Source organism: Streptococcus sanguinis (assembly GCF_050223295.1).
Lineage (GTDB): Bacteria > Bacillota > Bacilli > Lactobacillales > Streptococcaceae > Streptococcus > Streptococcus sanguinis_X.
In genome coordinates, this window is the sequence record NZ_CP071424.1 from 1,260,048 (window position 1) to 1,272,915 (window position 12,868).

12 protein-coding genes and 1 pseudogene are annotated in these 12,868 nt (G+C 42.5%); all 13 read right to left on the reverse strand.

The window, feature by feature from the left end; genetic code table 11:
- Nucleotides 1-3 precede the first annotated feature (3 nt).
- The 13 genes and pseudogenes from J1C77_RS06115 to J1C77_RS06175 all read right to left on the reverse strand — a co-directional run bounded on the left by J1C77_RS06115 (nt 4) and on the right by J1C77_RS06175 (nt 12,701).
- On the reverse strand, nt 4-972 hold the full coding sequence (locus J1C77_RS06115; RefSeq protein WP_002921205.1) for a thiamine pyrophosphate-dependent dehydrogenase E1 component subunit alpha: 969 nt from the start codon (nt 970-972) through the stop codon (nt 4-6).
- 222 nt (nt 973-1,194) lie between these two features.
- Entirely contained in the window at nt 1,195-2,361 is a 1,167-nt protein-coding gene (locus tag J1C77_RS06120) for an ATP-grasp domain-containing protein (protein ID WP_002921202.1), read from the reverse strand.
- 12 nt (nt 2,362-2,373) lie between these two features.
- Complete coding sequence (locus J1C77_RS06125) at nt 2,374-3,114, reverse strand: esterase family protein (protein WP_002921199.1); 741 nt, start codon at nt 3,112-3,114, stop codon at nt 2,374-2,376.
- A 32-nt stretch (nt 3,115-3,146) separates the two neighbouring features.
- Nucleotides 3,147-3,971, reverse strand: a complete 825-nt coding sequence (locus tag J1C77_RS06130) for an alpha/beta hydrolase (RefSeq protein WP_002921197.1) — start codon at nt 3,969-3,971, stop codon at nt 3,147-3,149.
- A 115-nt stretch (nt 3,972-4,086) separates the two neighbouring features.
- On the reverse strand, nt 4,087-5,421 hold the full coding sequence (gene trmFO / locus J1C77_RS06135; protein ID WP_002921194.1) for a methylenetetrahydrofolate--tRNA-(uracil(54)-C(5))-methyltransferase (FADH(2)-oxidizing) TrmFO: 1,335 nt from the start codon (nt 5,419-5,421) through the stop codon (nt 4,087-4,089).
- A 93-nt stretch (nt 5,422-5,514) separates the two neighbouring features.
- A complete protein-coding gene (locus J1C77_RS06140; protein ID WP_002921193.1) occupies nt 5,515-6,009 on the reverse strand; it encodes a hypothetical protein in 495 nt (164 codons plus the stop codon).
- Nucleotides 6,010-6,067: 58 nt separating this feature from the next.
- On the reverse strand, nt 6,068-8,161 hold the full coding sequence (topA, locus tag J1C77_RS06145; RefSeq protein WP_002921190.1) for a type I DNA topoisomerase: 2,094 nt from the start codon (nt 8,159-8,161) through the stop codon (nt 6,068-6,070).
- Nucleotides 8,162-8,245: 84 nt separating this feature from the next.
- The gene (gene dprA / locus J1C77_RS06150; RefSeq protein ID WP_002921187.1) at nt 8,246-9,088 is read right to left on the reverse strand and encodes a DNA-processing protein DprA; all 843 of its coding nucleotides are present in this window, start codon (nt 9,086-9,088) and stop codon (nt 8,246-8,248) included.
- Between the two features lie 131 nt (nt 9,089-9,219).
- The gene (locus J1C77_RS06155) at nt 9,220-9,783 is read right to left on the reverse strand and encodes a sugar O-acetyltransferase (protein WP_002921185.1); all 564 of its coding nucleotides are present in this window, start codon (nt 9,781-9,783) and stop codon (nt 9,220-9,222) included.
- A 20-nt stretch (nt 9,784-9,803) separates the two neighbouring features.
- Nucleotides 9,804-10,601 (reverse strand): annotated as a pseudogene (locus J1C77_RS06160) (PRD domain-containing protein).
- 17 nt (nt 10,602-10,618) lie between these two features.
- Nucleotides 10,619-11,383, reverse strand: a complete 765-nt coding sequence (locus J1C77_RS06165) for a ribonuclease HII (RefSeq protein ID WP_002921178.1) — start codon at nt 11,381-11,383, stop codon at nt 10,619-10,621.
- Nucleotides 11,370-12,221, reverse strand: coding sequence for a ribosome biogenesis GTPase YlqF (ylqF, locus tag J1C77_RS06170; protein WP_002921176.1), 852 nt, complete (start codon nt 12,219-12,221; stop codon nt 11,370-11,372). Before ylqF ends, J1C77_RS06165 begins: the two co-directional genes overlap by 14 nt.
- Nucleotides 12,222-12,362: 141 nt before the next feature.
- Nucleotides 12,363-12,701 (reverse strand): ATP cone domain-containing protein, encoded by a 339-nt coding sequence (locus J1C77_RS06175; RefSeq protein ID WP_002895476.1) that lies wholly within the window; start codon nt 12,699-12,701, stop codon nt 12,363-12,365.
- Nucleotides 12,702-12,868 lie beyond the last annotated feature (167 nt).

A 12,868-nucleotide genomic window follows, 5' to 3' on the forward strand; every position in this document is an offset into this window, starting at 1 on the left:
TCTTTAGTCTGCGTAAATATCTTCAAAGGCAGATTCAAGCGGTGGGAATGGACTTTCTTCTGCAAACTTTACAGATGCTTCTACTGCTTTTTTGACTCCGGTTTGGATTGCTTCCAGCTCTTCCTCGCTTGCAATTTTGTTTTCAAGCAAATATTTACGAAGATTTTCGATTGGATCTTTTTTCTTCCATTCTTCTACTTCTTCACGAGTACGGTATTTACCTGGGTCAGAAGACGAGTGTCCCAACCAACGATAAGTCACACTTTCAATCAAGACAGGTCCTTTACCGCTGCGAACGTGCTCTACAGCTTTTTGGAAGCCTTTATAAACATCTAGAACATTATTTCCATCTTCGATGAACATACCAGGAATACCATAAGCTGCGCTGCGCTCGTGGATGTGCTCTACATTGGTCATTTTCTTGATGTCGGCAGAAATACCATAGCCGTTATTGATACAATAGAAAATTACTGGTAGATTCCAGATAGAAGCCATGTTGACAGCTTCGTGGAAGACGCCTTCGTTGGTAGCACCGTCACCAAAGAAGCAGACAACAATCTTACCCGTTTTCTGCATTTGCTGGGTCAGAGCTGCTCCGACAGCAATTCCCATGCCGCCACCTACGATACCGTTAGCGCCAAGATTTCCGGCATCTAGGTCAGCAATGTGCATAGAACCGCCTTTTCCTTTACAGGTCCCAGTGTATTTTCCTAGGATTTCCGCCATCATTTCATTGAGGTTGATTCCTTTGGCGATAGCTTGACCGTGTCCCCGGTGATTAGAAGTCAGCAAATCATCCTCATTTAAGGCCAGCATAGCACCGACATTGGCTGCTTCCTCACCTACTGAGAAGTGAGTCATCCCAGGAACCTTTCCTTTTTTTACAAGTTGAGCAATTTTTAAGTCCATGCGACGGATTTCTTCCATCTTACGGAACATCTCTAACAAAAGATTTTTATCTAAAGTTGCCATTTTTTTGCCTTTCTAAGCATAATTCTTCTATTTAATTCTATCTAAAGCTGTAAGCACTGTCAAAACTTTTGCTCACTTACATTTCACAAAGAAAAACCAGTCAATCCATTGGATAAACTGGTTTTCGATGCCAAAATAGAAATTTCACAAACTTTTTGTGCTAGAGTAGTTTTTACTACTTTGAAACTGTTATACGAAAATAATAGCAGAGCACGACTCCGATTAGTCTGCCTGTTTAGCAAAGTCTGCAATCATCTGCTCCATCTGCTCACGGCTTGGTGTTGTCAGCATATAGAGGTAATCACCTTGCAGCTCCGCAAATGCAGCTGGCATGTCTTTCTTAACTTTGAAATTATCTCTGTATTTCTCCAGCAAGTCAGCCTCAGGGTAAGCATAGTTCGTTGATGCACGGCGTGATGTTGCCAAACAATACAGCGGCTCCATGTGGGCAGCTGGGAAAGGCTCTCCTGCTACAATCGCTGCATAGCCTCTGTAAAGATCGATTGAGTGGGCGAAATTATAGACATCAATGGTAAAGCCACCTGCTGGACGGTTATTGTACTCAATGGCTACATAATCATCACCCTCGCGGAAGAACTCAATATGGAAAAAGCGTTCTTTCATGCCGAAGATTTTGACAATCGCTTCTCCATAGGCACGCAGTTTTGGATCCATATCCTTGAGGACGTAGTAGGAATTGTCCATCTTATACATCATCAAATCAAGCGGCGTATGAGCATAATCAAAGGTGGTTGCAAAGACGATCTGACCGTCCTTATCTACCAAACCGTCAAAAGTACAGATTTCGCCAGACTGGACAAACTTTTCAAAGAAATAAGCTGTCTGATGATCCCATTCTTGCTTGAACCGTTCGACATCTTCTGCTGTTTCTAGCTTAAAGGTCGCAGCTGCTCCCACTCCGTTATCAGGCTTGGCAATCAAAGGCAGACCAAGTTTCTTGACAGCCAAATCAGCGCCTGCTTCTGTATTGACAATCTGACCAGGTACCACTGGAACGCCTGCTTTTTTAAAGAGTTTCTTCATTTCTGATTTGAACTTGGTCTTTTTCAAGTCTTTTGGTTTTGCTCCAAAGACATTGAATTGCTCGCGCAACTCAGCATCCAGTTCCAGCCAGTATTCATTATGAGACTCAATCCGATCAATAGGTCCATGCTTGTAGAAGAGAAAGGCCACAGCTCTTTTTACTTCGTCAAGATTTTCAAGATTTTCTACTCTGAAATATTCGGTCAATGAATCCTTCAAAGGCTGATCTAGCTGGTCATAAGGCTCCTGACCGATTCCCAGAACAGTGATTCCTTTGTTAGCCAGCTCCACTGTAAACTGCTGAAAATTTTGTGGATAATAGGGAGAAATAACGATATAATTCATAGGAAACCTCCTTTAAAGATTGAGTTCATTGAGGAAATAAGGCATTTGCTTACGCCACCAAATCCAGTCATGGGAAACATCATGGCCCCATTCAGCAAACCAAGCTGGAATATTCTTATGCTCAAAAGCTTCTTTCAGCGTGTAGAAGGAAGGCAGACCGTCCTGCTCCCAATCGCCCAAGCCAGTACAAATGATAATATCAGCCTGTCGATAGCGGTCAATAAACCAGCCATCATTTTGGTTCCAAATATAGTCTGCTGGAGAGTTTTGATAAATGACTTCGTCGTTCAAATTGTCACCAACAAAGAAACGTGCATCATAGACACCACTAAGGGCAATCACTTTATTGAAAACATCTGGATGCTGCAGGAAGAAATTAACAGCATGATAAGCTCCCATGGAGCAGCCTGTCGTCATCATAGGGTCAAACCAACCCGTCTTATGCTTGACAAACGGAATCGCCTCTTCGATGACATAACGTTCATAGGCACGATGCATTTCTGCGCGGTCGTGAGGATGCTTCCAGTCCGCCAACCAACTTTCACTATCAACACTGCTGAGAGTAAAAAACTGGATCTTACCGGCCTCAATAAAACCTGCGCAGGCCTCAATCATGCCGAAGTCAGCATACTCATTGTGGCTGCCGCCTGATGATGCGAAGACTATAATCGGGAGCCCGGCATGGCCATAGCGATTGATATACATTTCACGACCTAGATTGCCGCTCCAATGACTTAAAAATTCTACATGCATAGTTTCTACCTCTTTCTCACTGTTTGACTAGATTACCATTTCTCGCTGATAAAACGGAAACAGTCTGGCAAGTGCTCTGCCCAAGCGATTTCATTATGAATAGCTCCAGACTGGATCTTAATCTGAATATTTGCCAAATCTACCCCAGATACAAGTAACTGTCGGAAATAGCTGAGCGATGAATCAATATAGGCCTGCTTGATGTTGCCAGCCATCAATGTCTTATCCGTATCATCAGCCTCTTCTGTCCCAACATAAATGAAAACTCGCTGGTCAGCCTGAAGTGTCTTTCTCTCAATATAACGGTCAAAAGCTTCCTGATGCAGCCAATTAGCCGATGAAAAGATGCCCAGACAGCCAATTTGATCTTGGTATTCAACACCGATAAACTGACTGATATTTCCTCCAAGAGAGGAACCAATCATAGCTGTATGCAGCCGATCCGACTTGGTCCGATAATGCTGGTCAATGAAAGGTTTGACGACTTCCATGACAAACTCCGCATACTCCGTTCCCTTGCCACCGAACTGAATGCCTGGAATATTGGACTCTTGGAACTTCCAAGCTGAATATTCATTCATGCGCCGTTGGCCATCGTTGTCAATAGCCACGACAATCATTTTTTCAATATCTGGATTACGCTTGATTGTCGGAATAACCTTCCACGAATGGCCACTGAAAGACTCCTTGCTATAGAGAACATTTTGACCGTCGTGAAAATAAACGACGGGATACGACTTATTTGTGTCCTGACTATAGTTCTTTGGAAGTAAGACGCGAACACGACGTTTCTGTTTGGTATAAGGAACGACCAACTCATGTGTTTTCATTTCAAGGTAAAAATAGGATTTATTCATTTTCAGAAAACTTTCTATTTTCAAAATTTTTATTTATTATATCACAAATTAAGCAAAAAAGTTAGGAAATTCCTAACTTTTTAATGATTTTTATTAGATAATGATAGAAAATAGATTATTTATCCAAATAAGGCTGTAAATCCTGCAAGGCGCGCTCAGCAATTTTCTCATAGCGCTCCTTCTTATCACGAATCCGAGGGCCGTCCAGTTCTTTGATAATGCCAAAATTGACATTCATGGGTTGGAAATGCTTGCTGTCAGCATGGGTAACATAATGTGGCAGGCTTCCAATAGCTGTTGTTTCTGGAAAAACAAGTGCTTCTTCTCCTTTGAAGAGTCGAGCAGCGTTGATACCAGCAACCAAACCAGAAGCCGCTGACTCAACATAGCCTTCAACTCCAGTCATTTGACCCGCAAAGAAAAGATTTGGCTGTTTCTTAGAGCGGAAAGTCTGTTCAAGCAGATTTGGAGAGTCCATATAAGAGTTTCGGTGCATGACTCCGTAGCGGACAAATTCTGCATTCTCAAGGCCAGGAATCATTTGAAAGACCCGCTTTTGCTCGCCCCACTTGAGATGAGTTTGGAAGCCAACGATATTGTAAAGACTACCTGCTGCATTATCCTGCCGGAGTTGCACCACAGCATATGGCGTCTTAAAGTCTCCGTCGCGAGGACCTTGATAGTCATCTGGATATTCTAACCCAACCGGCTTCATCGGACCATAAAGCATGGTTTTAATGCCTCGCTTGGACATAACTTCAATAGGCATGCAGCCTTCAAAGTATTTTTCTTTTTCAAAGGAATTAAGCGGTGCTTCTTCGGCATTGACCAAAGCATCATGGAAATCCATAAATTCTTGCTTGGTCATGGGAGCATTAAGGTAAGCTGCTTCCCCCTTATCATAGCGGGATTTGAGATAGACCTTAGTCATATCAATGGTATTGACATCAATAATTGGCGCTGCTGCGTCGTAGAAATAAAAACCGTCTCCTCCATTGAGCGCGTGAATTTTTTCTGCTAAAGCATCACTGGTCAAGGGCCCTGTCGCAATGACTGTGATGGCATCTTCAGGAATTTCAGTGATTTCTTCGCGAATGACCTCAATCAATGGATGGTTAGTCACTAGCTCCGTCACCAGCTGCGAAAAGCCTTCTCTATCAACCGCTAGAGCACCACCTGCTGGCACCCGAGTTGCCTCTGCTGACTTTAAGATAACTGAGTCCAACCGCCGCATTTCTTCCTTGAGCAGACCGACTGCATTGGTCAGCGCATCTCCTCGCAGAGAGTTTGAACAGACCAGTTCTGCAAAGTCTGCAGTCTTGTGTTGAGGCGTTGACTTAACACCCCGCATTTCATAGAGTTTGACTGGGATGCCACGCTTGGCAATCTGGTAAGCTACTTCACTGCCAGCCAGACCAGCACCGATAACATTGATATAGGATGATGACATGATACTCTCCCTTGGATATTTCTAGATTTTCACTCTGACCATTATAACAAAAAGATAGTAAAAAAGACAGACAGGAGAATTCCCGTCTATCCATCATTTTGTCATTTTTTCTAAGTAAGCAATCTTAGCAAAATCCTTATGATTGTTATTTTCATTTCGATAAGAATCTTGTGAAGAGGCGCGGTAGATAGCTAAAAATTGCTCTGCAGTTGGCAGTAGAAACTCAACACCTTCTACTTCTTTTCGAGAAAGCTCCACTATTGGCACACCTGAAAAAGCCTCTAAGGTTTCCATGGCTCCAAACTCAATAGATAGATCTTCTTTTTGAAATTCATGCTCGTGCAAATCGACCAAGCGATAGCCCAAGCTCTCCATCATAGGCTCAATCTTGTCCATATCGTAAATACGATCTTCATCTGGTGCTTCCCAGCCACGTTTATCACCATGAACATGAATATCAATATCCCGCGCTTGCCAGTCTTGTCCAGTAACTTGCTCCAGACCTAGAGAGCCCATCAGAATTGGAACAATTCCTATCTTATTCAGTTGAAACGCGATTTTTAGAAATTCTGCAAATTTATCTGTCATAAAGCTGCACCTCTTCTTCAGAAAAATGTTTCACATAATATAAATTATGTAAAAGTATCTATTTCACTTTTTCTTCTTCGTAATCTCCATTACTGCAGACCACTTGCTTGCCGCCACCACGAACTTTCTTTTCAATCAGATAATGGTCACATTTTGGACAGTTCCGACCGACTGGCTTGTCCCAAGATGTGAAATCACAGTCTGGATAACGATCACAGCCATAGAAAATGCGATTTCGCTTAGTCTTACGCTCAATAACTTGACCTTTCTGACACTGCGGGCAAGTCACGCCAATTTCCTTGACAATAGCCTGAGTGTGACGACAGTCTGGGAAATTGCTGCAGGCGTAGAACTTGCCAAATCTACCCAGCTTGATGACCATGGGACTGCCACAAATCTCACAATCAAAACCAGCTGGTTCATCCTTGATTTGGATTTTCTCCATTTCAGTCTCGGCCTTAGCGACTTCCTTTTCAAAAGGTCGATAAAATTCGTCAATGACCTTCTGCCACTGTTCTTTTCCGACTTCTACATCATCCAGTTTTGCTTCCATTTCGGCTGTAAATTTCACATTTACGATACCTGGGAAGAATTCGACAATTAGTGAATTGACAATCTCACCTAGTTCCGTCGGCTCAAAACGCTTGGAAACCAGCTTAACATAGTAGCGTTTCTGAATAGTCTCAATGGTCGGTGCATAGGTAGACGGCCGACCAACACCGTTTTCTTCTAAAGTCTTGATGAGAGTCGCTTCAGAATAACGAGCAGGTGGCTGGGTAAAGTGCTGTTCTGGATTGGTATTGACGCGTTTGACTGTATCACCTTTTTCCATATCTGGCAGCATTTTATTCTTGTCAGAGTCGTTGTAAATAGCCAGATAGCCATCAAACTTGACCTGACTGCCGTTGGCAGCAAATTGGACACCATTTTGCCCTAGCTTAACGTTCATAGTGTCAAAGACAGCTGCTGTCATTTGGCTGGCTACAAAACGGTTCCAAATCAGCGTATAGAGCTTAAGCTGATCCTTGTCCAAATACTTTGCGATGCTTTCTGGAGTATTGAAAACGCTGGAAGGACGAATGGCCTCGTGTGCATCTTGAGCGCCAGAAGCGTTCTTAGCCTTACTGCCATGTTTAGAATATTTAGCACCAAATTTATCCGTGATAAAGCTTGCTGCTTCATTCTGCGCTACTGGACTGATACGAGTCGAGTCGGTACGCATATAGGTAATAAGACCTTGTACGCCAGAACCGATATTAATCCCCTCATAGAGCTGCTGAGCCACCATCATGGTCTTACGAGTCCGGAAATTAATCTTATTAGCAGCATCCTGCTGCATAGAGGAAGTCGTGTAGGGCAGCGGGGCATTGCGTCGACGCTCTTTCTTTTCGACACTGTCGACTGTAAAGTCATCACCCTTGAGGTGAGACAGAACTTCTTTGACATCATCGTTGTTGGTCAGCTTCATCTTTTTACCATTCATACCATAAAAGCTGGCCTGAAACTGACGGGTTCCTTTCTTGAAGGTTCCGTCAATAGTCCAGTATTCTTCTGGTTTGAAGGCATTGATTTCATTTTCCCGGTCGATAATCAGCTTGAGCGCGACAGACTGCACCCGACCAGCTGACAGGCCTTTTTTGACTTTCTTCCAGAGAATAGGAGAAATAGAATAACCAACCAAGCGGTCCAAAACTCGACGAGCCTGCTGTGCATCGACCAGATCCATATCAATCTGGCGGGGCTCTTTAAATGCATTCTTGACCGCATCTTTGGTAATTTCATTAAAGACGACACGGTTTTTTTCTTTCTCATCCAGATTCAGAATGTGAGCCAGATGCCAAGAAATAGCTTCTCCTTCGCGGTCCGGGTCACTTGCCAGAAAGACTTGCTTAGCTTTCTTCGCTTCTTTTTTCAAGTCATTAATCAAGGGACCTTTACCACGAATATTAATGTATTGCGGCTCATAGTTGTTCTCAAAATCAATGGACATAGTAGACTTTTTCAGGTCACGAATATGCCCGACACTGGCCAGAACCTTGTAGTTTCGTCCCAGATATTTTTCTATTGTTTTTGCCTTGGCAGGCGACTCTACGATGACAAGATTTTTCTTTGTCGTAGACTTTTTCTTTGTTTTTGTTACCAATTTAGACACCTTCTATAAGAAATAAATCTCATAGAGTTTAAACTATTTTTTGATAGATGTCAACTGCTAACTTTTCTTATAGGAAAACTTGTTTTAAAAATCAAACTCAGAAAGGACGTCAGAGCCTGATGTAATGCACTTTGCACCCTCTTGAATCAAATGATGGCAACCGTCAGATTTTCCATCTAAAATTGTCCCCGGAATAGCAAAGACATCCCGCCCTTCTTCCATGGCTCGCTCACAGGTAATCAGGCTGCCTGAGCGCATCTTAGCTTCTGCCACAATGACGCCACGACAGAGACCAGCGATGATACGATTCCGCTCTGGAAAATGAAATTTCAAGGGCTGTTCACCTGGACCATACTCTGTCAGCAACAAATGATTTTTGCCAATGTAAGCTTGTAATTTTTTGTTGGCCTTGGGATAAAAGACATCTAATCCAGTTCCGATGACAGCAATCGTCTGCCCCCCGTTTTGCAGGGCAGCCATATGAGCCGCTGTATCTATTCCACGAGCTAGGCCACTGACGATAACCAATTCATTATTTAGCTCCTTGACAATCTTTTGTACAGAGGCATTTCCTTGCTTACTGCTGTCTCGACTGCCAACGACCGCAGCTTTTGGCAATTCTAGTAGTTCTAGATTTCCCTGATAAAATAACAAAGTCGGGGCATCGTAAATTTCACATAAATCCCAAGGATAAATATCATCCAAGATAGAAAAGGACGGAAAAAGTTCAAATTCTTCCTTCAAAGCTGGTAAATCAAGCCTCTTGTATTTCTCTATAAAGAGTGCAGGATTGCGGCACTCAGATACGACAGCCTTATCTCGCAGAGAAAGCTTGCCATCTTTACTCTCGGCGTATCTCAAAACATTTAAAACCTGATGATTAGTCAAACCAGCTTTTTTCATTTTATAAATCTCAAAATTATTCATTTTTTCACCTCACTTTCTTATTCGTAAAAAAGTTCAAAAAAAGAACTGCAGTACAGTTCCTTCTTTACGATTTTATTTAATTTGATGTTGTCAATAGCTGGTTTCTATGCCTATCACCTTTAACACATCTTTTATTCTTTATGAACAGGGATTTCCTTAATAATCTTAGCAGGATTGCCAGCCAAGACTACATTATCACCAAAAGACTTGGTCACAACCGCTCCTGCTCCGACTACCACATTATCTCCTAGTGTCACGCCTGGCAGAATTGTCACACCTCCGCCAGCCCAAAAGTTATTACCAATAGTGATTGGGGCTCCGTACTCAATTCCGGAATTTCTTTCCACTGGATCAAGCGGATGAAGAGGCGTCAGAAACTGGCAATTAGGACCGAGCAGGGCATTGTCTCCGATGCGAATCGGGCAAACGTCCAGCATAGTCAGATTCCAGTTAGAATAAAAATTTTCTCCTAAATGAATGTTAATTCCGTAGTCGCAAACCAAATCTGGCTTCATAGCAAGATTCTCCCCTGTGCTGCCAAACCATTCTTTGATAATAGCACTTCTCTTGTCGCTGTCTTGCTCTTGGTTAAAACGATATTGAAATTCTTTGGATCGGGCTCTAATTTTTCTTAAATCTTCGTCTTGTGGTCGGTAAATCTCTCCAGCAATCATTTTTTCGTATTCGCTTTGCATGGCATCCTCCTTTTCATGCGTTACAAATGGATGGTCAGGTAAAGTTGTTCATCCTCTGATGTTTGGTAATTTCTGGTTTGCTTTAAAAATTCAGCAATCTTCCTAGTGGTTTCATAAGCCAAGGGATACTTACATTTAAGTAAGTCAAACATTTCATTGTCCTCCAAGTCACGGTGGCCATTATCAGTCAGGACTCGCTCACAGAAAAATTTCAGATGGGTCATGAAGCGCTCTAGGTAGATATCTTCTTCATCTAAAGAAATTTCCAAACTGTACTTGACAATGGTCATGATTTCCTCCATCATCATAGTCAAATCACGCGCAGTTCCATCGCCATTTTCCAACTCTGCATTGACCAAGGTCAGCGCCATAAATGCTGCTTCATCATCTGGAAGTTCCTTGCTGACATAAGCGCTCAAAAGCTATTTTGCATACTGACCAACCTCAAACTCGATAGGAAAAAAGCGTTTAATATCCCACATGAGGAAATTCTTGAGATAAATATCATCTTCCAAGCGCAGCAAGACTCCGTGGATATGATCTGCCATCGCCAGAAAAGCAGTGTCTTTGAGCTTCTTCTGCAGTTTCTCCCTTGCGAAAGAAATAATCTTATCCGACATTTCCATGACCTCTGCTGGCAACTCCATCAGAAGCTGGCGTCTATTTTCTGACAAGACATACCTTTTCTCAATCAGCTCATCTGGAATCTCCTGGCCAACTTTTCGACCAAAGGCCAGTCCTCGTCCCATTAGAATAACTTCTTCTTGATCCTCTTCAGAAATCACCACATTATTGTTTAAGATTTTACTGATTAGCATGCCTCACCTCTTCGTGCTTATTCACACATTGATTTTACGGGTTCAAATGTCTTGCGATGAATAGGAGTTACGCCGTGTCTCTCCAAGCCCTGCAAATGGCTCTTAGTCCCATAACCGGCATTTTGCGCAAAATCATAACCAGGATATTCCTTGTCGTAGTCTGCCATCAGCTTATCCCGAGTGACCTTAGCCACAATACTGGCTGCCGCGATAGATAGAGAATTGGCATCTCCTTTGATGATGGACTCTTGCGGGATATCAATATCTAACTTCATAGCATCAATCAGCAGATAATCTGGCTTGAGAGAAAGCTTAGACAAAGCCTCTTTCATAGCAAGCTTGGTCGCTTCGTATATATTGACTTGGTCAATAATCTCGCTGTTCATCAGGCCAATACCGACCGCCAAAGCTTTATCTAGAACTGCCTGATAGATTTCTTGATGTTTTTTCTTGGGTATCTTCTTGCTGTCGTTAAGGCCCTTAATCTTACATCCTGGAGGTAAGATAACTGCTGCAGCGACAACTGGTCCAGCTAGAGGACCGCGGCCGACTTCATCAATCCCAGCAATCGTCTGATAGCCGGCTTGATAAAGTTCTTTTTCATACCGTAGCATCTGCTCCAGACGCAAATCCTCGTCCAACTCCGCCTGAATGACTCTTTTACGCTTTTCAATCGCCTTTTGAACTCCGCTGCGCAAATCATTCGCCGCTTCTGCCAGAAAAGGATCAGCCAAATCTGTCACTAACTCTAAACGTTGCTGAATTTCTTTAATCGTTGCCATCTAGTTCTCCAACCGTGTCCAGGCAATAACGACCTAACTTGCCATCGCGGACATCTTTGACAAAAAGGCTGTAAAAACGGTCATAGTCATCGCGAAAGCCGAGTTTTTTGGTCATATCCATAATCATGTCTGGTGCTTCCTGGCTTAGATCCAGCTGCTTGAAGCGTGCTATCAGCTCCTCAGGATAATGCTCCTTAAAGTAATTGAGGCCAAAAATCGTCACCTCATCCATAGGCAGCAGATTATCCTTAATAGCACCAGTCAGGGCAAGCTTGAGAGCAACCGTCTCATCTTCAAACTTAGGCCAGAGAATACCTGGCGTATCCAAAATTTCCAGGTCTTTATTTGACTTGAGCCATTGCTGACCCTTGGTCACACCTGGCTTATTCCCTACAACAGCAATTTTCTTACCAGCCAAGCGATTCATGAGGGTTGATTTACCAGCATTGGGAATACCAATTATCATGGTACGCAGGGTTTCGATGCGAATTCCTCTTTCTTTCTGTCGCGCCAATTTATCAGCCATAAGCTTTTTAGCTGCGTCTGTCACTTTTTTAACAGCAGATTGCTCTTTGGAATTAATAGATAAGGTCGGAATCCCTTGGCTTTCAAAATATCTCTGCCATTCCTTAATACGAACAGGGTCAGCTAAATCAGCCTTGTTTAAAATCAAAAGCTTGGGCTTATCCCCCACAATCTTAGTCAGCATAGGATTTTGACTGGATAAAGGAAGTCTCGCATCAACCAATATCGTCACAAAATCAACAAACTTAATATTTTCCTGTACCTGTCTCCGTGCCTTAGACATATGCCCCGGAAACCATTGAATCGTTGCCATAATTTATCCTTTCAACGAATATCATTGATAAAATTTTATATCCTTAACTATTTTAACATATTTCTAAAATTTAAGCGGGTGAATCCTAAAGTGATACTCTCTACCTCAGGAGCAAAAAAAGCCCTAGCGGGCTTTCTAACTTTATCTTACTTGCTCAAAATGCAGATGCACAGCAATATGATCTCCATAGCCATTGCGCTCTAAATCTCGCTGTAAGCGATAGGAAATATAATGCTCGGCAATAGTAATATAACCTGCACCCAAGAGGCGGCTTTCAACCATGGACTGAATCATGCTGATTGTCGCACGTTCAACCTTAGCTTCTTCCAAATCCAGAACCACTTTCTTTGTAACCTGCGCTAAATTCTGACGCAAATCATCTGTCAACACATAGACAGTCTGAGCTGCCTTTAAAACTGCTTGATAGATTTTATCTGGGTCAAATTCTACAACCTCACCGCTCCGTTTAATAACTTGCATAAAAAACTCCTTTTATATTATATATTTCTAATCTAATGTATGTCTCTAACATGACTGCTGCCATCCTCTATAGTCTGCTCAAAAAGAATTCTCAAAGTCAGACCATACCTTAACATTATATAATTTTTTCCAATATTTTTCAAAGGAAGCTTCCTTTTTTATATGCT